Source organism: Microbulbifer sp. CnH-101-G, assembly GCF_052466775.1.
Genome location: NZ_CP174292.1, coordinates 3276006 through 3299347, shown reverse-complemented (window position 1 = coordinate 3299347; position 23342 = coordinate 3276006). Strand labels below are relative to the sequence as shown.

15 protein-coding genes and 2 pseudogenes are annotated in these 23342 nt (G+C 48.9%); 11 read left to right on the top strand and 6 right to left on the bottom strand.

The annotated features are described in order from the left end of the window. The first annotated feature begins 1 nt into the window (after position 1). Together ACJJID_RS14590 and cobO are read left to right on the top strand one after the other, a co-directional pair. Positions 2–820 carry an alpha/beta fold hydrolase gene (locus ACJJID_RS14590; protein WP_444920098.1) on the top strand — a complete coding sequence of 273 codons (819 nt, stop codon included), beginning with the start codon at positions 2–4 and terminating at the stop codon, positions 818–820. A 61-nt stretch (positions 821–881) separates the two neighbouring features. Further along, positions 882–1496, top strand: a complete 615-nt coding sequence (gene cobO, locus ACJJID_RS14585; RefSeq protein ID WP_444920097.1) for a cob(I)yrinic acid a,c-diamide adenosyltransferase — start codon at positions 882–884, stop codon at positions 1494–1496. A 185-nt stretch (positions 1497–1681) separates the two neighbouring features. On the opposite strand, the gene ACJJID_RS14580 is transcribed toward cobO, so the two are convergent. Then, a complete protein-coding gene (locus ACJJID_RS14580; protein ID WP_152454935.1) occupies positions 1682–2749 on the bottom strand; it encodes an AraC family transcriptional regulator in 1068 nt (355 codons plus the stop codon). Between the two features lie 738 nt (positions 2750–3487). Next, positions 3488–5089, bottom strand: a complete 1602-nt coding sequence (locus tag ACJJID_RS14575) for an AbgT family transporter (RefSeq protein ID WP_152454934.1) — start codon at positions 5087–5089, stop codon at positions 3488–3490. Between the two features lie 352 nt (positions 5090–5441). Here ACJJID_RS14575 and ACJJID_RS14570 point away from each other — a divergent pair, with 352 nt between their 5' ends. Then, positions 5442–6143, top strand: coding sequence for a glutamine amidotransferase-related protein (locus ACJJID_RS14570; protein ID WP_152454933.1), 702 nt, complete (start codon positions 5442–5444; stop codon positions 6141–6143). 520 nt (positions 6144–6663) lie between these two features. Beyond that, positions 6664–9651, top strand: a complete 2988-nt coding sequence (locus ACJJID_RS14565; protein WP_444920096.1) for a TonB-dependent receptor — start codon at positions 6664–6666, stop codon at positions 9649–9651. 97 nt (positions 9652–9748) lie between these two features. Here the strand turns inward: ACJJID_RS14565 and ACJJID_RS14560 are convergent, their stop codons facing one another. Beyond that, positions 9749–10117 (bottom strand): hypothetical protein, encoded by a 369-nt coding sequence (locus ACJJID_RS14560; protein WP_444920095.1) that lies wholly within the window; start codon positions 10115–10117, stop codon positions 9749–9751. Between the two features lie 184 nt (positions 10118–10301). Beyond that, on the bottom strand, positions 10302–11015 hold the full coding sequence (locus ACJJID_RS14555; protein ID WP_444920094.1) for an alpha/beta fold hydrolase: 714 nt from the start codon (positions 11013–11015) through the stop codon (positions 10302–10304). Between the two features lie 442 nt (positions 11016–11457). Between ACJJID_RS14555 and ACJJID_RS14550 the strand changes: the two genes are divergently transcribed. Genes ACJJID_RS14550 through ACJJID_RS14540 form a run of 3 tightly spaced genes read left to right on the top strand, consistent with a single transcriptional unit; the run spans position 11458 to position 17427 of the window. After that, entirely contained in the window at positions 11458–12555 is a 1098-nt protein-coding gene (locus tag ACJJID_RS14550; protein WP_444920093.1) for an HlyD family secretion protein, read from the top strand. After that, entirely contained in the window at positions 12555–15299 is a 2745-nt protein-coding gene (locus ACJJID_RS14545) for an ATP-binding cassette domain-containing protein (protein WP_444920092.1), read from the top strand. The genes ACJJID_RS14550 and ACJJID_RS14545 overlap by 1 nt, the downstream gene beginning before the upstream one ends. Continuing rightward, positions 15289–17427 (top strand): ATP-binding cassette domain-containing protein, encoded by a 2139-nt coding sequence (locus ACJJID_RS14540; RefSeq protein WP_444920091.1) that lies wholly within the window; start codon positions 15289–15291, stop codon positions 17425–17427. The genes ACJJID_RS14545 and ACJJID_RS14540 overlap by 11 nt, the downstream gene beginning before the upstream one ends. A gap of 400 nt (positions 17428–17827) precedes the next feature. Here the strand turns inward: ACJJID_RS14540 and ACJJID_RS14535 are convergent. Continuing rightward, positions 17828–18109, bottom strand: a pseudogene (locus tag ACJJID_RS14535) (transposase); the annotation flags it as partial. Between the two features lie 271 nt (positions 18110–18380). Here ACJJID_RS14535 and ACJJID_RS14530 point away from each other — a divergent pair. Together ACJJID_RS14530 and ACJJID_RS14525 are read left to right on the top strand one after the other, a co-directional pair. Beyond that, positions 18381–18614 carry an IS3 family transposase gene (locus ACJJID_RS14530; RefSeq protein WP_444920090.1) on the top strand — a complete coding sequence of 78 codons (234 nt, stop codon included), beginning with the start codon at positions 18381–18383 and terminating at the stop codon, positions 18612–18614. A gap of 35 nt (positions 18615–18649) precedes the next feature. Beyond that, positions 18650–18982: pseudogene (locus ACJJID_RS14525) on the top strand (IS30 family transposase); the annotation flags it as partial. Between the two features lie 126 nt (positions 18983–19108). On the opposite strand, the gene ettA reads toward ACJJID_RS14525, so the two are convergent. Beyond that, a complete protein-coding gene (gene ettA, locus ACJJID_RS14520; RefSeq protein ID WP_152454926.1) occupies positions 19109–20773 on the bottom strand; it encodes an energy-dependent translational throttle protein EttA in 1665 nt (554 codons plus the stop codon). Between the two features lie 181 nt (positions 20774–20954). Here ettA and ACJJID_RS14515 point away from each other — a divergent pair, with 181 nt between their 5' ends. Together ACJJID_RS14515 and mmsB are read left to right on the top strand one after the other, a co-directional pair. Next, entirely contained in the window at positions 20955–22061 is a 1107-nt protein-coding gene (locus tag ACJJID_RS14515) for an enoyl-CoA hydratase/isomerase family protein (protein ID WP_444920089.1), read from the top strand. Positions 22062–22118: 57 nt separating this feature from the next. After that, positions 22119–23027 (top strand): 3-hydroxyisobutyrate dehydrogenase, encoded by a 909-nt coding sequence (gene mmsB / locus ACJJID_RS14510; protein ID WP_444920088.1) that lies wholly within the window; start codon positions 22119–22121, stop codon positions 23025–23027. The last annotated feature ends 315 nt before the right edge of the window (positions 23028–23342 follow it).

Sequence of the window (23342 nt, the reverse complement as noted above, 5' to 3'; positions counted from 1 at the left end):
TGTGGCGGTATTTAGTAATAATGGCGTGGAATTGCATTTCGAAATTCGCGGAAATGGTCCCCGTCTGGTATTTCACCCCGGCACTCTCAGTGACCTCAGAGTAGCCCCGACGATTTTTGATTCCCCGCTGGCAAACCAGTTTGAAATACTGACCTTCGACCCCCGTGGCATCGGCCAGTCTAATTCGCCGCTCGACTCCCCCAATATGGCCGATTATGCCCTGGACCTTAAACACCTGATGGATCATCTCGGCTGGCGAGAGGCTTTTTTATTGGGAGAGTCATTTGGCGGTATGGTTGCCCAGGAATTTGCCTTACAGTATCCACAGATGGTGCAAAAACTTATTTTATTGGTCACCAGCTCTGGAGGTCATGGAGGCGCTTCATTTCCATTTCATAATTACGATATCGAGGCAATGAGCCTCGAGGAAAAAGTAAATTTGTGGGTGACAGCAGGGGACCGGCGTTTACAAACTGCCGGCGGAATAGACTCAGAATCCGCGCTTTATGCTTCTTTAAGTCGTTATTATCGACAAGTCTGTGAACTGGCCGCGAAGAAGCCTGAGGGTGCCCTATGCCGTTCGCGACAGCTCCAAGCGAGAAAGGGTCACGATACCTTCGCGCGCTTACCGGAATTGGAAGTGGAGACACTGATCTGCGCGGGACGCTATGATAGTGTTGCTCCTTTTGAAAATCAGCAGGCTCTATTCCAGCAGATACCCAATGCACGTTTGGCTATTTTTTCCGGTGGTCATAATGTCCTCTGGCAGGACGATCTGATTTGGAATTTTATTTCTGAATTTTTGGCGCTGGCTGATTAAAAATGAATGTAAGTAAGCTTTATCAGTTCCCTTCCTATTATTTTAGTATTCGATGGTTTTTATGAGCTCAGAATCACAAGATAAAAATAGTCGCCATAAGGCGCGAATGCAGAACCGTAAGAAAATTGTGGATGAGGCAGTTTCCAAAGCCCTGGATGAGCGCGGTATCGTGATTCTCTATACCGGCGATGGCAAAGGCAAAACTACTGCGGCTATGGGTACTGTCACTCGAGCCCTGGGCTTTGGTTACTCCACCGTGGTGACTCAGTTCATTAAGGGGACCTGGGAGTGTGGAGAAAAGAACCTGTTAATGGGGGCTGCCCACCCGTTGCAATGGCACCAAATGGGTACGGATTTTACCTGGGAAACTCAGGACTTTGAGGCCGATAAAGCCGCGGCAATGGCACTTTGGGAGAAGGCGCGGGAAGCGTTGCGGGATGAACGGGTTTATCTGGTGGTTTTGGATGAACTTACCTACGCCCTGAATTACCGTTGGTTGGACAAAGAAGAAGTGTTACAGGCCATACAACAGCGTCCCAGGGAGCAATCGGTCATTATTACCGGGCGAGGGGCCAAACAGCACCTGAAAGATATTGCCGATACTGTGAGTGAAATGCGTGCGGAAAAACACGCGTTCAATACCGGGGTTGCCGCCCGCAGGGGCATAGAGTGGTGAACTTGCCTTCGCAATAACCATAATCAAAGTGGTGACTATGAAGGGCTGGGTTGGGTTAGGTTGGGTTGGATGGAACCGGTGGACAGGTGATAGTCAGTAAAAAAAGGTGATGGTGAGTAGAGATGCTGGATAAAGGCTTTGGCTGTCTCAGAGTATATACAGCCAAAGCTCCATAGTGGCTCTACTTATTCGACTTCCGCCAACTCTTGTGCCGCTTCTCGGGCAGCCAGTTGCGCCATTAGCTGGCGTCTGACGCGCATCGGAGTGGTGCCAAACCAACGATAACAGGCGCGGTTGAAAGAGCTCTGTTCGCGATAGCCCAGCATATCGGAAATCTGGGACATGGGTGGCTGTTTACCGCTTAAATAGTATTCGGCGCGCTCCCGGCGAATGCGATCTAACAGATCTTCAAATACCAAGTCACGGTCCCGCAGCCGCCGTTGTAAGGTGCGTTTGTGCATACCCAACTGGTTGGCCACCTCTTGCAGGCTGCAGCGCTTTAATGGCATCAGGCAGTAGATTAGCTGCTGCACCTGCTCTATTAAACTGGATTCTCCCTGCTGCAGAAGCTCTTCGATGTAGGTTTTCAACAGTGGGCGCAGGCTTGGATTGCACTTCTCGGTGGGCTGTAGCAGGGAGCTACTATTTAGGATGAACGCATCTGTTTCCTTGCCAAAGCGCACCGGAACCCCAAAAAAGTTTTCGTAATGGCTGTGTAACGGCCGCTCGGCTTTTAGATGGACGCTTTCCAGTTGAAAGTTGCTGCCGCACAGGTGCTGGAGGGCGACGAGTGATACGCCGAGCAGAAATTCCCGGCACTGTTGCTGGGCGAGGGGGGAGTCCTCGGCGAGCTGGGCTTCGAGGTCATCGACACAAAGAAAGTCCAGGTGCGTATGCTTGCCTTTTTTGGTGAGTTCAACCCGCAGATTATAGGGTGAGTTACCCAGCTGTTTTATCGCTGCGTTCAGAAACTCTCCGAGGGTAAGGGACTGCAATACTGCCGCCCCAAGGGAACCCAGTGCGGCGGCACCTTGGCTGTGAGCGAGGCGCAGGCCAAAGTCAGCACAGTTCAATTGGCTAGCGGTCTTATGTACCAGTTCGGCGACCTGATCAAGCGCCAGATACCCATCCAGGCTTTCCACCTGGTGGGGGTTGATACGTGAGCTGATTAGCAGGGCTTCAGGGCTAGCTTTTAATTGGCTCACCAACTCGTAAAAGCCTGTTAACAGGGTCGTTCTTATTTGTTGAGTCAATTTTTATAAATCCTGTGAATTCCCTGGGAAAAAATTGCTGTTATACATTTCCCAGGGTGAAGGGGTTAATCCGTCGGAATAGATCGAATAAGGGCGGAACCCAGGGATAAAAAAGAGCCTCACGGCCCATGGTATTTATCAAGTGGGGTTTTATAGCGACTGAATTAGAGGACAGTCTTCGGCCAGGGCCTGCTCTGAATTGACGTCCTGTAATGTCTGTAATGGAGGGCAATAGCAATCTTTACCTTCTCGAAGAAGGTAAGGTAGGGCACAACCACGGTGCTCGTCCTGAGCGGAAAAAATAAATGATAGTTAGATCAGGGCAGGTCTATGCTGGCGATAATCCGCGTATCGATCTCCGCAAAATGTTATTACGAAGTAATGTTACTCGTTTTATTTAGATGTTTTAAAGGCCATTGATAACTTCAGGGTGCTTCTCGAATACTGCCTAGCGGAAAATAAATCTTTTTATTGAGCCTTTTGGGGTAAGTTATCCCCTTTTATCTTTTTTAAGCTCTTTTTGTTTTATGACGACTGCGTCACCGGGAATATTAGTTTTTTAGTCAGGACTGACAAAAAAATGCGGTATTGGCTCGATGGTACCAATTTAGCGCAAGATTATAGTGATTTTGTTGAAGCGCTGTTGAGCTTTCTCTCCCAGTGAGGCGCTTTAACTTGCACATTTCTTTCATAATTAAAAAGGCCCGCTAAAAGCGGGCCTTTTTAAAAATCGGGGCTTTAGCCACCGTAATAGGTTGCTGCACCGGGCCCAACGGGGAGGCCCAGGGCAAATACCCAGATATAGAACAGGGCTGTCCAGCCAACAAAGAAGAAGATGGAGTAGGGAATCATTGTGGCGATCAATGTTCCCATCCCCAGGTCTTTCTTATAGCGTGCGGCGAAGGTGATGATCAGACCGAAGTAGCTCATCATCGGCGTAATGACATTCGTCACTGAGTCGCCAATTCGATAAGCGGCCTGGATCACCTCAGGCGCATAGCCCAGCAGCATCAACATCGGCACAAAGATTGGAGCGGTAACGGCCCATTGTGCCGAGGCGCTGCCCAGCATCAGGTTCACAAATCCGCACATCATGATAAAGAACAGGAACAGCAGTGGGCCTGTCAGGCCGATACTCTGCAGGGCGTCGGCGCCCAGTACGGCGAAAATAGTCCCCAGATTGGTCACCTTGAAGAAGGCGACGAACTGCGCAGCGAAAAACACTAGTACGATGTACATCCCCATGCTGTTCATACTTTTGGCCATGGCATCAATGACATCACGGTCATTCTTCATGGTGCCCACCACCTTGCCGTAGACAAAGCCGGGGATCGCAAAGAACACAAGGATTAGAGACACAATACCTTTCAGGAATGGCGAACCGGCTACCAGACCAGTTTCTGGGTTGCGCAGCACACCCCACTCGGGCACCACCGATAGGGCAAAAACAGCGGATACCGCCAGAACCGCAAGGCCAGCGTACTTAAGGCCGCGTTTTTCATCGTCGGTAAGCGTACCAAGTTTGTCCTGGCTCAGGTCGACGGAGGCCTCATTGGGGTCGTACTTACCCAACTTGGGTTCAACGATGGCCATGGTGACCCAACTGCCAACAATGGTGATCAGGAAGGTACTGACGATCATAAAGAACCAGTTCACTTCCGGCCCAACGCTATAGGTAGGGTCGATCATATGCGCAGCGGATTCAGTAATCCCCGATAGGAGCGGGTCCACTGTGCCCAGCAGCAAGTTGGCACTGTAGCCGCCGGAAACACCGGCAAAGGCCGCTGCCAACCCGGCGAGAGGGTGGCGGCCCAGGGAATGGAAGATCATAGCGGCAAGAGGGATCAGTACCACATAGCCGAGTTCAGAGGCGGTGTTGGAGATGATACCGGCGAATACCACGATCACGGTGACTGAGCGCTTGGAGGCCTGCAGCACCAGACCGCGAACGGCGGCACTCAGCAGGCCGGAATGCTCGGCAATACCTACCCCAAGCAGGGCTACGAGAACGGTACCCAGCGGCGCGAATCCGGTAAAGTTTTTCACCAGGCTGGTGACGATCATTCGAAGGCCATCGCCACTCATTAGGTTGAAGACCTCAATCACCCCATCGGGATCGCGTCCTGCCGCACCAACCGGGCGTGGGTCTGCCACAGACAGGCCAAAGTAGGAGGCTATACCGCTAAGTATCACCACACCCACAGCAAAGAGCGCAAAGAGGGTGATGGGGTGGGGGAGCAGATTGCCTAGCCACTCCACCACATCCAGGAAGCGGGTAAAGGCTGTTTTGCGTCCCGGCGGGCTTTCCTGCTGGTTGCTGGGGGAGGTCGTTGTGGTCATTGTGTGTCCTCAATTTCGTTGGCGAGTGGCCCTAATTGCCTCTGGGATACCCGTTAGCCCAATAATTGGCTGAAAAATGTGCTAAGGGCGCGATGATACACAAAAGTCCTTTAGGTAAGAATGCCGGCGCTGGAATGATATTGGTTAGTGGGTCGGTAAAACCTTGGGGTAAAACCCTGTTTAGAAGAGGGTTATCTTGGCAGGCTATTGAAACGAGGGGATACCTCTGAACAACTAATCGAAACTCAGGGGGTGGTGTTTTAGGTGGTCTGTTTGAGCCTCACGCATGCCGCCCAGAATTTCTTAATATGCCATAATCCGAAAACTCAGCAGTCAACCGAGGGGTGAAATAATGAAGATTGGAGTTTTAAAAACCGACGATGTGCGCAAGGAACTGGTGGGCGAATACGGTGAATACCCGGAGATGTTCGCAGACCTATTGCGCAGCCAGGACCCCACACTGGAGTTCTCTACCTATGAGGTACAGCACGGACAGTACCCAGCCCAGATTGATGAAGTGGATGCCTATTTGATTACTGGCAGTAAAACCGGTGTCTATGACGATAAGGAGTGGATACCACCCCTAATGGACTTCGTGCGGAAGCTACACGACCAGAAAAAACCTACCATTGGAATCTGCTTTGGCCACCAGTTGATCGCTCAGGCACTGGGTGGAAGGGCCCGCAAATCTGATAAGGGCTGGGGATTGGGGGTACATTCTTATGAAATGCAGGAAACACCCTCCTGGATGTCGGAGCCTACGAATAGCTTTAACCTGCTGGTTACCCATCAGGACCAAGTGGATACTCTACCTCCCGGCGGCCGGGTGCTGGCTTCTAATGATTTCTGCCCAATGGCGATGCTCCAGGTTGATGATCATATGCTCACGTTCCAGGCCCACCCTGAATTTACCAAGCCTTATTCCAATAGCCTGATGGAATTGCGCCGAGAGGTGTTTGGTTCTGATGTAGTGGAAAAGGGGCAGGCCTCCCTTCAAAACGATATTCACGAGAATATGGTTGCCAAGTGGATGTTGGAGTTTTTACGTAAATAGAATTTTCAAGGGGTAGCTAATGCTGCCCCGTTGGCTTGTTGCCTGGTTTTTAGTGTTTATCCTTTGTTCCTCCCCTTCTTTTTTCTCCATTATTAAATTTGACAGAATAAATGGGCAATATTTCTTGAAGTTTTAATGGAAACTTTTTGCCTTTTGGTTAGTCCTTGAGATTTTAATTTATTGCCCGCCAATTTTATTTCTTTATTCCTGTCTTGGTGGCTCTGGAAGCTTTTTGATGTTTTTTGACGCCGCTTTGGTTGCTCATTTGTTAATTTGTCGGTTTATTTTTTTGTTGTAGCTGCTGGAATTTATTTTCTGGCGTTATTTTTATTTTCCCACTTGAGTGTGGTTTCAAGATTGTTGTGTTGGCTGTTTGAAGAGGAATAATATGGCTTTTCTAGTTGGTTGAATCACTATTTTGTTCATGTTGATAATGAGGTCGCTGGGGGACGATCATCGGTTTTAATAAAGCTTGTAACTAATAAATTATAAATTTATTGATAATCAAAAGGATGGCTTTATGAAGAACTTCAAGCGGGTGCTTCTGGCTGCATCTATAAGCTTGCCGGTTATTGGGGGGCAAGCGCTGGCAGCAGGTAACGTGAATGGGTCGATTGATGGGACAGTTATCAGTAGCAGTGGTAATGATCTGAGCGGCGCTACTATTATTATAGAAAACGAAAAAAATGGCTTTAGAAGGACTATGTCCACAGGTGGGAATAGTGACTTCCGAGTGAATTTGCCTACTGGCATTTACAGAGTGACTGTTCAGAAGGATGGCTACCAGCCAGCGATAGTTGAAGCCGTTGCGGTTTCAATAGGTAGCTCCACTAAGTTGGATATACCTTTGACATTGGGAGATCTGGAGGAGGTAGTTGTAGTGGGGGAGGCCATTCCCCAGATTCGCACTGGCACGGCAGAATCGGCACTGAATATTGGCTTGTCAGATATAGAGATGTTACCGGTAGCACGTAATATTGAATCGGTTGCTTTATTGGCTCCGGGTACCGTTTTGGGTGACTCTGGGTTTGGCGAAGAGAAAGAGTTGATATCATTTGGAGGGGCTTCAGTAGGAGAAAACGCCTATTACATTGATGGTCTAAATGTCACTAATTTCCGCAATGGGTTGGGTGGGTCATCGGTTCCCTTTGAATTTTATGATCAGTTTCAAATAAAAACCGGGGGGTATAGCGCTGAGTTTGGCCGTTCTTTGGGGGGAGTATTCAATGCTGTTACCAAGAAGGGCACTAACGAATTTGAGTATGGTGTTGTTGCCTATTATGAGCCGGCAGCCCTGCGTGCAGAAGCTCCAGACTCCCTCTCAGCCGATGGAACTCTCTACGACTTAAATTCTGAAAATGAGTTGTCCAAGTATACAACTGATTATTATGTTAGTGGCCCTATCATTCCGGATAAATTATTTTACTATGTCCTTTATGAACAGCAGGAAACAGCCGAGGAATTCAACACGAAAGGGAGCCCGGGAAGATACAATGAGAGAGATATTGATGATGATTTTTGGGGGGCTAATTTAACCTGGAACATAACCGATAACCATATTCTTTCTTATATGCAATTCTCTGATAAGCGCACCAGGGAGAATGATCAGTTTGATTACGATTATTTTAATAGAGATAAAAAAGAGTATACGGGCACTAAGTGGGATAAACGTGGCGGAGATAACTGGCTGGTTCGCTATGATGGCCAGATAACAGATAATTTTAGTGTGTCTATGCTCCATGGCCAGAATGAATATTCATTGACCACAATTAGTACGACAGATATGGAGTGCCCTTACGTAAGGGACTTTAGTACCGGTGCCTTACCTGGAAATACGGATGACAGACCTGGCTGTCAAGCTAGCTCTAGGGTTCAAACTGGAGGTGATGAAAGGGTAGCTGATCGTATCGATTTTGAGTGGGTGATTAATGATCATACGATACGCTTCGGCTACGATCAGGAAACTAACTCCTCTTCGTCCAAAGAAACTTATTCTGGAACAGGTTTTAGGGAAGGTCGGGGAGTGTTTTACACTTATGATTCATATAAACCTGGTAAAGAGCTCCCCAATGGCACGGTGGTTGACGATGTAAATGGTGATGGCTCTCTTGTTCATATAGTCTCTTATCGGGTTGGCGATGTGGAAGGAGACTTTGAAGTTGAGTCAAAAGCTTTTTATATCGAAGATACCTGGGATATTACCGATACACTTACCTTAAGTGCAGGAATTCGTAATGAAACTTTCTCCAATCTTAATGGAGAAGGGGATACATTTATTGAAATTGATGATCAATGGGCACCAAGATTAAGTTTCTCTTGGGACCCAGCTGGTGATGGCGAGTCTAGGGTATTTGGTAATTGGGGCCGTTACTTTATGCCTATCGCTTCCAATACCAATGTACGCTTATCTGGCGGTGAATTGGGATTTGAAAGATATTTCATTTTTGATGGTGAATACGATCCGAAGACATACGCGCCTACAAATGTAGGTGACGATGGGGTTCCTACATCTGAAGAAGTTGGACCTGCAAGGGTAACTTCAGATGGTAATGTGCCGGATAGTGCTCAGCTATCAGACAAAGACCTCAAGCCTATGTATCAGGATGAGTTTATTCTTGGTTATGAGAGGCTTTTTGCTGATGACTGGACATTAGGAATTAAAGCTACCTATCGTGATTTAAAATCGCATATTGATGATGTGAGTATTGACCATGCGGTAGACGCTTTGGGATATGAGCACACTGGTGATGGCCATGGTTATGTACTTGCAAACCCAGGAAGTGATATCACTATACCCTATGATCGCTATGGAACTGGTGAGCTTGAGATGACAACCTTTTCGGCAGACCTGCTAGATTATCCGGAAGCCAAAAGGACTTATAGGGAGTTAGAGTTTTCTGCGAAGCGCGCCTTTGATGGTATTTGGGGCTTAAGTGCGAGTTATACCTGGTCTCAAAGTAAGGGTAATAGTGAAGGGTACGTTAAGTCAGACAATGCTCAGGATGATGCTGGGATTACCCAAGATTTTGATTTCCCCGAGTTGATGGATGGAGCCAACGGATATTTGCCAAATGATCGGACTCATAAAGTAAAGATTTATGGGAACTATCAGGTGATGGAAAACCTTTTATTAGGGGCAAATTTCCTTTTGCAATCTGGGCGTCCAATTAACTCCTTTGGTGCTGGTCATCCTAATGGAACCCCGGCTTATGGGGATACTTATTATGTGACTGATTCAAATGGAAATCTAATCAAGACAAATCGTGGCAGTAGAGGGCGAACTAGCTGGGTCAATCAGATAGATTTATCCCTTGTCTATAGTACCCGTATTGGCTTGGCTGATGTAGAGCTTAGGGCTGAGGTGTTTAACCTTCTTGATGCGGATGCTGAGACAGAAGTTTATGAGTTTGCTGAATCAAGTCCTGGTGTATTAGATCCAAGTTGGGGTGTGAATCAAGAGTATCAAACTCCTCGGTATTTCCGATTTGGAGCAAGTGCAAGGTTCTAGCTGAAAAATTATTATAAATTGATATGTGATTGCAGGAGGTCTTCTCTAAAGGGAGGACTTCCTTGTTTCTAATTTCAGTAATTTTCCACTTCCTACCTTAGTTCAAACCTAATAAAAAATCTTCATCTACCATTTGAATTCTTACTCCGACAGGCTCTTCAATTTGAAATAACCTTCTGGCCGTCTCGTTCAATTCAATAGCCATACTCTGCAATACCTTATGGGTCCGATGAGGTGTTTTACTACAGAGAATTTCAATATAGCAACCCGATGGTAAAACCTGCTTGGACTCGATCACAGCAACTGGTAATTTTGTTTCTTGTACTTCCAAATTGTTCGTTAATATCTCGCTGAATATTCTTGTTGCTGATTCTGGAACTGATTTTGAAGACTCTACAAATATTTTGCAGCTGGACATACGTGGGATTCCTGGTGGACCTATAAGAAGAAAATTTTTCTTCTTCACACAGCTTGTCTACTTAGAGTGTAGCTGTTAGTTAATGGGTTGATAGTTTTCCAAGAATGAGTATTGGTTTTGGAAATTAATGGAGTGATAAATATCATTGTTTAGGGCGAGATATAGCAAAATAATTTAAGCAGTTTTCCTATTTCTTCCCCATGGTTGTTGACTTCTGCTAAGCAGCGAGAGGCTAAGCTAGGTTTATCAAGATATCAGTGACAATACCTGGGTCAGTAATGGGGGCGCTGTGTCCCGTCGTTATGTATTTAATTTCCCACCTTTCTTGAGTTTTTGCCCAGTGTCGACTCAATGAAAATGAGGGATGTATCGGTTTACTGCAGACTATATAGAAGCAGTCTAATCCTGTTCCTGCAGGCTTTGACATCTTTACAGGATCTAAATAGGTTTTCACTGGGTGGGGAGTAAGGTGGCGTTCTACCCAGGCGATGTCATTCGGGTTAGTTATATCAAAACTTGAGGCGGATATTGGCATAAAGCATCGGGTTCCCTTAACGAGCTGGCTACTAGCCAGACGTTGGGCCCTATTTTGCTCCGGTAACTGCTCATAGAAACAGTGGCCATCCTGAGCGATAGCGGCGTCCAGGAAGACTAGATGCCGAATGTGATCTCTTAATCTATCGGCTACTGCGGAGACCGTAATGCCACCAAAACTGTGCCCTACCAGCGTTATTTCTTGTAATTCCTCCGATATAATTAAATTGACTATATCGTCAATAAAGGTATCGATGCCCACTCTTGGGGAAAGAAGGTGCCGACGCTCTCCCAGGCCTGTTTGTGTTGGGCTATAGACACAGTGACCTGCCTTTATGAGCCTCTGACGGACCTTCGACCAGCACCAGCCTCCATGAAACAATCCGTGTACAAGGACAAACGTTTTAGTCATTTGACTGTATTCATATCGTTTAGATACCTAGCGAAGGGTATTGGATCTGTAGAAAGCTTCAGGAGCTCTAATCAATATAGCGCTTTGACCATTCTGAGTGATTAGGCTTAACCGGATGAAGACCTAACTTATCACTCAATTGCTTTTGTTTAGTATTTCCTGGCGTACTTGAGTTAATACGAGGTGTTTGAGAAGTTTGTGACTCCGTCCAGGCAAACAAAATTTTCTCGAATTTGACTATCCGATACTAGAGAATTAGATTTGGCCCCGCGGATCACAGCCCATGCTGGCTTCGCAAAAACAGAATAAATTATTTTACTTGCCTTATTTGGTACGGACTGGGTGAATTGTATTGCCAACACCGTTTATTCAAACATCTCGCGCGATTAAATCCGATTCAATCAACTCTCTTGGGTTGATAAGCACCTTAGGTGTATTCCTTATGATGGGCTGGGGGATATGGTTCCTATTTAAGGAGATCACGGTTTTCAGCATTAGTGACCAGGCCAGGCTTGAGCAAGAACAGAATACAGTTCATGTCAGTACTCACCGGGCCGGAAGGGTCATTGCTATTGCAGCTTCTCTGGGCGATACCCTAGATCAGGGGGACTTAATAATAGAGCTGGATACCAAGGCATTTGCTCTGGATCTGGATGGCGATAGCCGAGTATTGCAGCGTCTTTCAGATCAGTTACTGGCATTAGATCGTGAAGAGGGCTTGCTGGCTAGAAAGTTTGCTGAAGACGATAAAGCTTTAAGGGATCAACTGAGGCTACTTCAAGAGCAGCACAAGCTTCAGATGAGTAATCAGCAAATTCAGTCGGATGTGGCAGAGCGCTATGAGCGTCTACTGGAAAAACAGCAAAGCTCTGAGCTTGATTATCTTGCGGCAAAGCGTACCTATCAGCAAATGGCCATGGCCACACTTGCATCGGAAGCAGCAATAAGTGCAGCCAATGATCGCCAGGAGCAATTAGCTAATGAGTACCAGTTATCAGTGAGTGAATTGGGGCAGCGTCGAGCAGACACCCAAAGACAATTGGCTGAAGTGGATACTCGCATGCAACAGAGCACTCTGGCTGTAGATGAGCAGCGTCTGCGAGCGCCTATCTCGGGTAAGCTTGCTTCGCTGGCAGATATTAGGGAAGGAGAGGTTTTGCTCGCGGGGCAACAAGTTGCCACATTACAAGCCGAGGGTAATATCAGCGTGCAGGCGTTTTTCCCTCCCGCTCTCGCTCTTGGACATATCCGTCCGGGACAGAATGCGCGGGTAAAACTGGATGGGTTTTCCTGGGCGCGTTATGGCCAGTTACAGGCTCGGGTAGAGCGGGTGGCCAGCGCGGTGCAAAAAGGAAAAATCCTCGTTGAGTTATCTTTACAGGGAGAGATCCCCCCAAAGTTACCCCTATTGCATGACCTACCAGCAAGGGTAGAGATTGCCACCGGAGTAAAGACACCCTATCAGTTGCTATTGCAGAGAGCTGGCGACTTGTTATCAGGGCAAGCAGGTAGTAGCGCAAATTCGTTGGAGACCCAGTAGTGAAGGGAAAAACCTGCTGGCTGGTTCCCGAAGTCGTACAAACTTCCAATATGGATTGTGGCCCGGCGTCTCTTAAGTGCTTGCTTGAGGGCTTTGGGGTAAATGTACATTACGGCCATTTACGTGATGCCTGCCAAACCGATGTGGACGGCACCTCTATTAATACCCTGGAAAAAATTGCGGTTGAGCTGGGGTTGGATGCGGCACAGATGGTCGTGCCCAAAGATCACTTATTATTAGATTCAGCAGGTTACCTACCGGGATTGGTGGTAGTACGTCTGCCCAACGGCAACACACACTTTGTTGTGGCTTGGCGCAATCATCGTGGAATTATACAGGTTATGGACCCAGCCTCGGGAAGGCGTTGGCCGAGTGCGCGACGTTTTCTCGATGAGCTGCATATCCATACTATGCGCGTTCCACCACAAGGGTGGCGAAGCTGGGCTGGTGGAAAAGATTTTATCGATCCCCTGCGAGAGCGGATAGGGCAGTTAAGAATTTCAAAATCTATCAGCGAAGCCGTGTGTGAGCGGGCCCTGAAGGGAGGAAATTGGCTCTCCCTGGCTTTCCTAGATGCCAGTGTAAGAATGTTGGCAGCACTCGTTGACTCAGGTGCGGTGCGACGAGGGGCAGAAACCAGTGCGTTATTGCAAAGGCTGACAGGGGGCTTAACAGAAGATTTTAGCAACGCTTATGACCTGGTGCCGCAGAGCTATTGGTGTGTGCAACCTTCCCGCCCCCCTGGCACTGACGAAGCGAATACAGTTGAGTTAGAGCCAGATCTGTTGGAGTTTAGTGGCGCCGTAATTGTCAGCGTGAGAGGGGTGCGGGAGGAGGCTGAGGTCAAGCCTAAGTCCGAGGCCTTAAGCAAAGCTTTGCAAGCACAACCGATAAACCCATTCCAGAAATTATGGGGGTTTTTGCGAGAGGATGGTCTACTTGCTCCAAGCATAGTACTAATAGCAATGTTGGCCGCAGTACTTGGTGTGATGGTTGAAGCATTACTGTTTCGTGGTTTGATCGATATTCACACGGAACTGGCCACCGAGGTACAGAGATTGAGTGCGGTCATTTTGTTATTGGGGTTTATGCTAACGCTTATACTCGTGCAATTGCCGATGACCAAGCTGCAATTAAGGATTGGCAGACATCTGGAAAACCGCTTTCGCATACGTTTTCTCTCTTCCCTGCCGAAAATACCCGACCATTTTTTTCAAAGCCGTCCCACCTCGGATACCGCAGAGAGAAGTCACCGAATAGTTGCTCTAAGAGAACTGCCATTGCTGGGAGGTGGAATACTCTTCAAGAGCTTGTCATTACTCGCTACAGTGGTTGGTATTATTTGGATTGCGCCCGCTGCCGCCCCCTTGGTGTTATTAATGGCTGGGTTGCAAGTAGTTATTCCACTGCTGTTCTTGCCTGTACTCAGTGATCATAATATGCGTGTGCAAACTCACGCTGGCGCCTTGGCTAGGTTTTATATGGATGCGCTGTTGGGAGTCATTCCAATACGCACGCATGGTGCTGGGGAATCTGTTCGTCGTGAACACGAAAGCTTATTAACCGAGTGGATTAAAGCCGGTTACTCATCTTTGCGATTCCAGCTGAACAGTCAAACCGTACAATTGATTGTTAACGGGATTCTTACCTGCGCGCTAGTGATCTATTGTGTCCAGGTCCGCGGGGCAAGCCCCGATCTGCTCCTATTAATTTACTGGGTACTGGCGCTGCCACCACTGGGGGAAGATATCGCGCAACTAATGCGGAGCTACCCTCGCCAGCGAAATACTCTGTTGAGGGCTTTGGAGCCGCTGCAGGCGGCCACAGTTGATGACAGTGAAGAGACGTCTGGTAATAAAAAGGGGCAGCCCTTAAAAGGAGCTGCGTCTTTTCACTTTGATAATGTCAGCGTCAAAGTCAGTGGCCAAAGTATTCTCAAGAATATTAATCTGGATGTTGCTCCCGGAGAGCATATCGCAATTGTTGGCTCATCCGGTGCGGGCAAATCAAGCTTGGCTGGTTTATTGTTGGGCTGGTATAAACCCGCTACTGGTAGACTTTTGCTCAATGGCGAAGAGCTGCAGTGTGAATTGCAGTCCCGCTTTCGCCGACGGTGTGCTTGGGTTGACCCTGCGATCCAACTTTGGAATAGCAGCTTGCTGGATAACTTACACTACGGCAACAATTCCTCTACTTCCTTGTACCCAATATTACAGCAGGCCGATCTTTTGAATTTAGTGGCTTCCCTGCCCGATGGTTTACAGAGCAGCTTAGGGGAAAGTGGTGCGCTTGTCAGTGGAGGGGAGGGGCAACGTGTGCGTTTGGGTCGTGCTCTGAGTCGAGAGTCCCCAATCTGTGCCATTTTAGATGAGCCGTTTCGCGGGCTAGACCGTGGGCAGCGCCAGCGCTTGCTCAATCGCGTGCGACAGTTGTGGAAAGGCACCACGCTAATTTGTATCACCCACGATATTTCTGAAACTAGAGATTTTCCCCGCGTATTAGTGGTGGAAGATGGGCAAATAATTGAGGATGGCAGACCCACAAACCTGGAAGCGCAAACTCAGTCCAGATATGCCCAACTTCTTGCCGCGGAGAAGAATCTTTGGCAGGAGTGTTGGCAGAGCACAGATTGGCGCCACCTTTATATGGAGGAAGGGCGAATCACCGAGGTTCAACCTGAAATAAGAGAGCGGTCGCAAAATAGTGGTATGGCGCGGTCTCAAGAGGTAGCTTGTGAAATCTGAAGGTTCCCTTAGTAAGCTACCTCACCTTTGTTGGCCCACGGCTCAATTAGATAGTGCCCTAAAGTCCCTGGCTCTGCGTACTGGCCTAGAGCCAGCAGCAACTGACTACGACTCCAACACGGAAGTACATAAAGATATAGATACCCGTCTGAAGTTACAGGCAGAAGCTCTGGATTTAAAAATTGAGCAAGTTAGTTGTAAATATGGCGAGTTGGAGCAGATGCTGGTGCGTGCTGCACCGGCCCTGGTGCGATTACGCTTTGGAGCTGATGAATATTTCGTTGCTTTATGCGGCAGTGATCGTCGCTTTTTACATATTCTTTCACCATCCCAAAAAGTTATAAAGCTGCGTCCAAGACAAGTAATCAGTGCGCTGATAAGCGCACAGGAGGCACCCCAGCGCGAGCGTATTACAACTCTATTTGATAGTACCAATATAGCTGGGCGACGGCGTGAGAAAGCTGTTGAAGCATTATTGTTGGTAAATTTGGCAGGGTTACAAATTGATGATTGCTGGCTATTGCGTCAACCGGCCCATCGTCCTTTCTGGCAGCAGCTACGCCAGCGTCATCAACATTTGCGCTTTTTAAGCATGATTGCCTGCCACACGCTGCAAATGGTCTTATTCATTGTCAGTTGGTGGTTGATAGGTCGTGCTGTTCTTGACGGTTATGTTGATAGCGGTTGGCTAATTGCCTGGGTGCTATTGCTGATAACACAGATCCCCCTTTCGCTCTTTACTGCCCGGTTACAAGGCTCAATCTCGCTGGAAATCGGTGCCCTGCTTAAGCAGCGCTTGCTCGCTAGCGCTTTGCGAATAGATCCAGGCAAGGTCCGTCATATGGGGTCTGGGCAGGTACTTGGGCGCGTGTACGATGCAGAAAACATAGAAACCAACGCTCTGCAGGCGAGCTTTTTGCTGCTTCTTGGCGGTGTAGAGTTGGTAATGGCTTCCATAGTGCTACTGCTAAGTATAGGAGCCCCGCTATTGTTAGGGGTTTTGACCACTTTTTCACTCATAGCCTTCGCTCTAGGACGTAGCCAATACCACGCTCGTCGATATTGGACCAATCAACGCTTGAGTATGACTCACCATTTAATTGAGAAAATGCTCGGCCACCGAACCCGATTGGTGCAACAGGAGCCAGTGGATTGGCATCGGGGCGAAGATCAAGAGCTGGAAGAGTATTTGCGTAGCTCGAATGCTATGGATAGCAATTTGACTCATCTAACTGCAGTATTGCCACGTATTTGGCTGCTGCTGGGAATAGTGGGCCTTGCGCCAATTTTTGTCATTGGTAACGCCGAGAGTGGTCAAATCGCTGCGGCTTTGGGGGGGATGCTACTCGGTTATCGTGCAGTGCTGAAATGTATAAGCGGATTCTCCAGTGGGCTCAGTGCTCTTGTAGGATGGGAAAAAGTCTGTGAACTCTTTTCCTTGGAGGCTCCATCAAAATCGGGGGCTTGCAAGCTTTCTGGAGCTGATAAAGTGCCAGGAGATATGAAAGGATCTAAGCAACCTTTATGTTATATCAGTGACTTAAGTTTTAGCTACCCGAATCAAGACAGGGCGGCCTTAAAGAACTGTAATCTGAGTATTTATCCAGGCGATCGCATAATATTGCAAGGGGCTTCGGGTTCGGGAAAATCTACTTTCGCGAATGTGATAACAGGTATCCAAAAGCAAAGAGAGGGACTTTTGCTTATTAATGGGTACGATAGACCCAGCACGGGCGTGCAATATTGGCGTAGACAAGTTGCATCGGCACCTCAATTTCATGAGAATCACGTACTAGGTGATTCTTTCTTATTTAATTTATTGATGGGTGATGACTGGCCTCCTAAGCCTGAAAGTATAAGAAGAGCCTATAAAATTTGTGACGAATTAGGGCTGACTTCACTACTTGAAAAAATGCCTGCAGGCATATTACAAACAGTGGGAGAAATGGGCTGGAGATTATCTCACGGGGAAATGAGTCGCTTGTTTATTGCTAGAGCACTTCTGCAGAATGCTGAGTTGTTAGTACTGGATGAGAGTTTTGCGGCCTTGGATCCGGGCAATTTAAGACAATCGTTCCATTGTGTGCAAAAATATTCGAATAGTCTGATTGTGATCGCTCACCCATAAATTTTGGTTAATTGTGGTCTAGGAGTAGAAAAGCAGGTTAAGCTATATCCTATCCAGCATTGTTGAGAATTGCTGGGTATTCTTATTGTATTATTATTTAAAGGAGCAAGCATATGTATACAGAAACTGATATTCAAGCGGGACCAAAAACCGGAATTGATCCTCCCCCACAAGCTATGACTATGTCTGTCGCTTAATAGTTGAACCTCTAAGGTGAAAAGATGTATTTTTGCCTTAGAGGGATTTATGTGGAGCGGAGCCACTGTAAGTAAAATAGGGGTAAGGATAATAAAACTTATTTTTTAGAGGATTTATATTTTTCTGCGGCGTTTTTTACCATCCTGCTTTGAGGCTTTTTCTCCTGTGTGAACAGATAAGGTCGATTCCACGACGCAACAGGCTATCTCGAAGTCAAGAAGACCCTTTTTGCTGGCGCAAAGCTGCCATTAGAAAAGACCACCTCCCAGTTAAGCAAAGACTGTTGATCTAATAGCTCTAGGGATCTACTCCATGCCTGTAACCTAGCTCCTTGCTCTTCGTAAAATTGAAGCCTTCTCCAGCGTGTACTCGCTGATGGATAGCGTGAGGGAAGATCTTTCCATCGCGCTCCAGAACGCAAAATCCATAGGATGCCCTCAAAATAAGCTCGATTATCGATGGGCTTTGGGCCTCCCTTTCCTCGTTTTAACTCAGGAAGTTAAGGTTCGATTAATTACCATTGATCATTGGTTAGCTCTGACTTGAATCGGCTCACTATTGCTGGACTTTTTCTAAGTAATTGCGTGAAAATAGCCGATTTCAAGTTATGAAGCAGTCTCTTATCTGTTATGCCCTAAAAATGGCTTTATGGCGAAGTAAAAGCCTAAGAATTCATCGTGCATACTGACAAGGTACGCCAAAACTACTCCAGAGATTAACAATTTTTAATTAAAACGTATAATCTTCGGTGCAGAATGAATGTCAAGGATAATTGCTGCGATTCCGTTTGTGCGGAGACCTTTTTTCACTCACTTAAAGTTGAGGTTATTTATGGAAACCGCTATTCCACAAGGTGCTTTATGCGAGCAATAGTGTTTGAATATAAAGAGATAGACAACAATAGATTCCGACATCAAGGTGCCAATGATTATATTAGTCCTGAGGCGCTTGAAGATCAATTTAATGGTATGTCCGTTGTTGATGGGTAGGATTAAAAACGATCATGTTTGCAGGCTGAAGCCGCATAAACCATATGGAAAGCCTCAAAGATAAAATCAAGATAATTACCATTCGACAATGGTCTTGAATACTCTGATCATGAAACGTTTGAAAAAGCGTTATAAGTCAATATTAATTTTGCCCATCTATATTCATCTTGGGAGATGAGGGGGCAACGAAAATACTAACGGCCACATTCGACAGTAATTCCCAAAGGATACCGACTTTAATATAGTAGCAGGCGAGCAGATTCAATTTGTAATGGATCGCCTGAATAGATAGGCTTAGATCTAGCCGAAGAGGAAGATCGCCGAGTGAGTTGTTTATGGGGCTGAAAGATGATCTACTCGCAAAATAAGGGGGTTGTAGTTATTACTTTAAACCAAGACGTAATATATTAATAACCTTCTAGCTGGTGATTACAATCGGTTAAGCCTTACTCCTTTTCAATAAATAAGCCCGCATTACGCGGGCTTTTTTATTCTTAGGTCTTCAGCTTTTTATAATGCATCCGGTGCGGTGCGGCATCTTCGCCTTTGCGCTGGACGAAGTCCTCATGGTACTCGGTGTAGTTACCCTCGAAGAAGACGGCTTCACTTTCACCTTCGTAGGCGAGAATGTGAGTGGCAACGCGGTCCAGGAACCAGCGATCATGGGAGATTACCAGGGCGCAGCCCGGGAAGTTGAGCAGGGCTTCTTCCAGTGCGCGCAGGGTTTCGATATCCAGGTCGTTGGAGGGTTCGTCCAGTAACAATACGTTGGCGCCCTGCTTGAGGGTATAAGCCAGGTGTAGGCGCCCGCGCTCACCGCCGGAGAGCTCGCCTACGCGCTTCTGCTGGTCACTGCCTTTGAAGTTAAAGCGGCCAACATAGTTGCGCGAGCCCACTTCGTAGTTGTTGATCTTGAGCATATCGTGGCCGTCTGAAATGGCTTCCCAAACGGTCTTGCTGTCGTCCAGGTTCTCACGGCCCTGTTCAACGTAGGCGACCTTGACGGTTTCACCGATCTTGATTTCACCGGAGTCCGGTTGCTCGGTGCCGCTGATCATGCGGAACAGGGTGGACTTACCGGCCCCGTTACCGCCGACGATACCGACAATCGCGCCCTTGGGTACGCGGAAAGACAGGTTGTCAATCAACAGGCGTTCGCCGAAGCCTTTGCTCACCTCTTTAAACTCAATCACATTGTCGCCGAGGCGCTCACCGGGTGGAATGTAGATTTCGTTGGTCTCGTTGCGGGCCTGGAAGTCCTGGGATTGCATTTCTTCCAAACGGGACAGGCGCGCTTTGTTCTTGGACTGGCGGCCTTTGGGGTTCTGGCGAGCCCACTCGAGCTCCTTTTGCATAGCTTTGGCGCGGGCTTGTTCGCCGCGCTGCTCTTGCTCCAGGCGCTTCTCTTTCTGTTCCAGCCAGGTGGTGTAGTTGCCTTCCCAGGGGATACCGTGGCCGCGGTCCAGTTCCAGAATCCAGCCGGCAACATTGTCGAGGAAGTAGCGGTCGTGGGTGATGGCCACTACGGTGCCGGTGAAGTCGTGCAGGAAGCGCTCCAGCCAGAATACGGATTCCGCATCAAGGTGGTTAGTGGGCTCGTCGAGCAGCAGCATATCAGGGCGTGACAGCAGCAGGCGGCACAGGGCCACACGGCGCTTTTCACCACCGGATAGGTTGTTAACGTCGGCGTCCCAAGGCGGCAGGCGCAGCGCGTCTGCGGCGACTTCCAGGCGGTGCTCAAGGTTGTGGGCGTCCCAGGCCTGGATGATGTCTTCGAATTGCTGCTGTTTTTTCGCCAGGGCATCGAAGTCTGCGTCGGGCTCGGCGTAATCGGCATAGACCTGTTCAAGGCCGGCGAGGGCGTCGATGGCTTCCCTCACACCGTCTTCCACGTTGCCGCGCACGGTCTTGCTGGCGTCGAGTTGCGGTTCCTGGGGCAGATAGCCGACTTTAATGCCCGGCATGGCGCGGGCTTCACCGTTAAAGTCCTGGTCGACCCCGGCCATAATGCGCAATAAGGTGGATTTACCGGCACCGTTCAGGCCCAGTACGCCGATTTTGGCGCCGGGGAAGAAGGAAAGGGAGATGTCCTTCAGAATTTCGCGTTTGGGGGGCACTACTTTGCCCACCCGGTTCATGGTGTATACGTATTCAGCCATTTGGGGTTCCGTAACTGGGTGTTGCAATCGCTCAGATTTTGCGCGCAACTTATCAGTTTGCGTAAAAAGTGCAACTGCACCCCTGCGCTTGTCGCCGCTGTACTCGCGTGTGGCTGACGTTGAATCTGATATGTGCTTAACTGCGACGCTAATTAGTACAAGAGCAATAAGACAGATAGAAATGGATCAGGACTCCCCGGTGTTGTTCTCTCGGCGCGGCGCACTGGCGATCGCGACCCTCAACCTGCCTAAGGCGCTCAATGCGCTCAACCTGCAGATGATTGATCTGCTCTCAGCCCAGTTAGATCAATGGGCTGATGACGATGCGGTGGCCGCCGTATGGATAGATGGCAGTGGTGATAAAGCCCTCTGTGCCGGGGGCGATGTGGTGGCACTGTATGAGCAATCGGCCGCCTACGGTGAGCCGCCGGAATATCGTTACACGACCGAATTCTTCTCGCGCGAATATCGTCTGGACTACCAAATACACACCTATACCAAGCCAATTGTGGTCTGGGGCGGCGGGATAGTGATGGGCGGTGGCATCGGCATTATGGCCGGTGCCAGTCATCGTATCGTGACTGAAACCACGCGTATGGCGATGCCAGAAATCACAATCGGCCTATTTCCCGATGTGGGCGGTAGCTGGTTCCTGAACCGTATGCCGGGCCGCCTGGGTCTTTTCCTGGGGCTGACCGGGGCGCAGTTTAATGGGGCGGATGCCCTGTTTGCCGGAATGGCCGATCGCATTATTGCGCAGGACCAGCGTGAGACCGTGTTGGCGGCACTGGCTGCGTTGGATTATTCGGCCGGTAACGCTATTAACCACCGTCTAATTAGTGACTGCCTTAAGAGTTGCGAGCTCTCACCCTTGCAGCGGCCGGAATCGCAGCTGCGCGAACACTACGATCAGATCCAGCAGCTCACGGACTTTGCCAGCCTGCCGGAGGTTTGCGCGGCAATCAGCGCCTATCAAGGGGTGGATAAATGGTTGCAACGCGCCGCCACCACCCTGGCCGGTGGTTCGCCACTGACCCCTTGGGTGGTATGGGAGCAGTTGCGCCGAGGGCGCCACTTATCTTTGGCCGATGTGTTTCGGATGGAGTTGGCGCTCGCGGTAAACCTCTGTGCCAGTGGCCATTTGAAGGAGGGGGTGCGGGCTCTGTTGATCGATAAGGATCGCACGCCAAAGTGGCAACCTCAGAGCTTAGAGGAGATTAGCCCGCAACAGCTGGAGAGCTGCTTTAGCGCGCCCTGGGACGGAGCGCATCCGCTTGAGGATCTATAAAGCGACCCGGGCCGCTTTACGCACGGGATACCAACAACAAAATATGGAGTGGCTTTTATGGAAAAAATAGCCTTTTTTGGTCTGGGGAATATGGGTGGCCCAATGGCGGCCAACTTGGTGAAGGCTGGGTATAGCGTGGCGGCTTTCGATCTCAATCCCACGGCTCTGGCTCAGGCGCAAGAAGATGGTTGTACACCCTGTGAGTCCCCGATACAGGCGGCTGAGGAGGCCGCTATTGTGGTCTCAATGCTGCCCAGTGGTGCGGCGGTAAAAGGCCTCTACCTGGGAGAAGAGGGGCTGCTGAATCACCTGGCTGAGAATACACTGATTATCGATTGCTCCACCATCTCAGCGGAAGATGCCCGCCTGGTGAATGAGGCTGCGTCTGAGCGGGGCCTGCTTGCCATTGATGCACCAGTTTCGGGGGGTACCGCAGCTGCCCAGGCGGGCAGCTTGTGCTTTATGTGTGGGGGCGAGGAGGCGGCAGTAGATGCCGCGCGGGCGCCGCTACAGGCGATGGGCGCCAAGATTTTTCATGCCGGTGGCGCAGGGGCAGGGCAGGTGGCAAAAATTTGTAACAACCTGCTTCTGGCTATCCATATGACTGGCACCGCGGAAGCCCTGCAGTTGGGTGTGGATAAGGGATTGGACCCGAAGGTACTGAGCGAGATCATGATGCAGAGCTCAGGCAACAATTGGTCCCTGGCCAATTACAACCCCTACCCTGGCGCTATGGAAAATGTGCCGGCGGCAAATGGCTACGCTGGTGGCTTTACCGTGGCGTTAATGCTGAAAGACCTGGGGCTCGCCATGGATGCGGCGGCTACCAGTGCCTCTTCTACGCCTATGGGGGCTCTGGCAAAAAACCTCTATCAGCTGCACGGCGCCAGTGAAGAAAACCAGAAGTTGGATTTTTCCAGCATCCAAAATATGTTCCGCCGCCCGGCGGGTGGTCTGACTTGGTAGCCTAGAAGTTACCTGGCTTCCGTGCTCTCCCTTCTCCCTCCCCCTCTCCGTTGATTGGTGCCGGCCAGTAACGGGGAGGGGGCCATGTCTGTATGTCATCTAACGTTAAAAATCCGTACCAGTTCGCAAAATTGGCAATAGGTACCAATTACTAACTCCCTCCCCGTTCCTTCAGCGCACCCCAATCGCTATCTTCGCCGCCCCGCTTGGAAGGTCTCTGATATTTGGCCAAGCAAGTGTTGTGGGCAATACGCTGCTTTTAATTCCGCGAAATCCGACAGCTTGATTTGGATCAAGCTCAGGATTGCAGCCAGC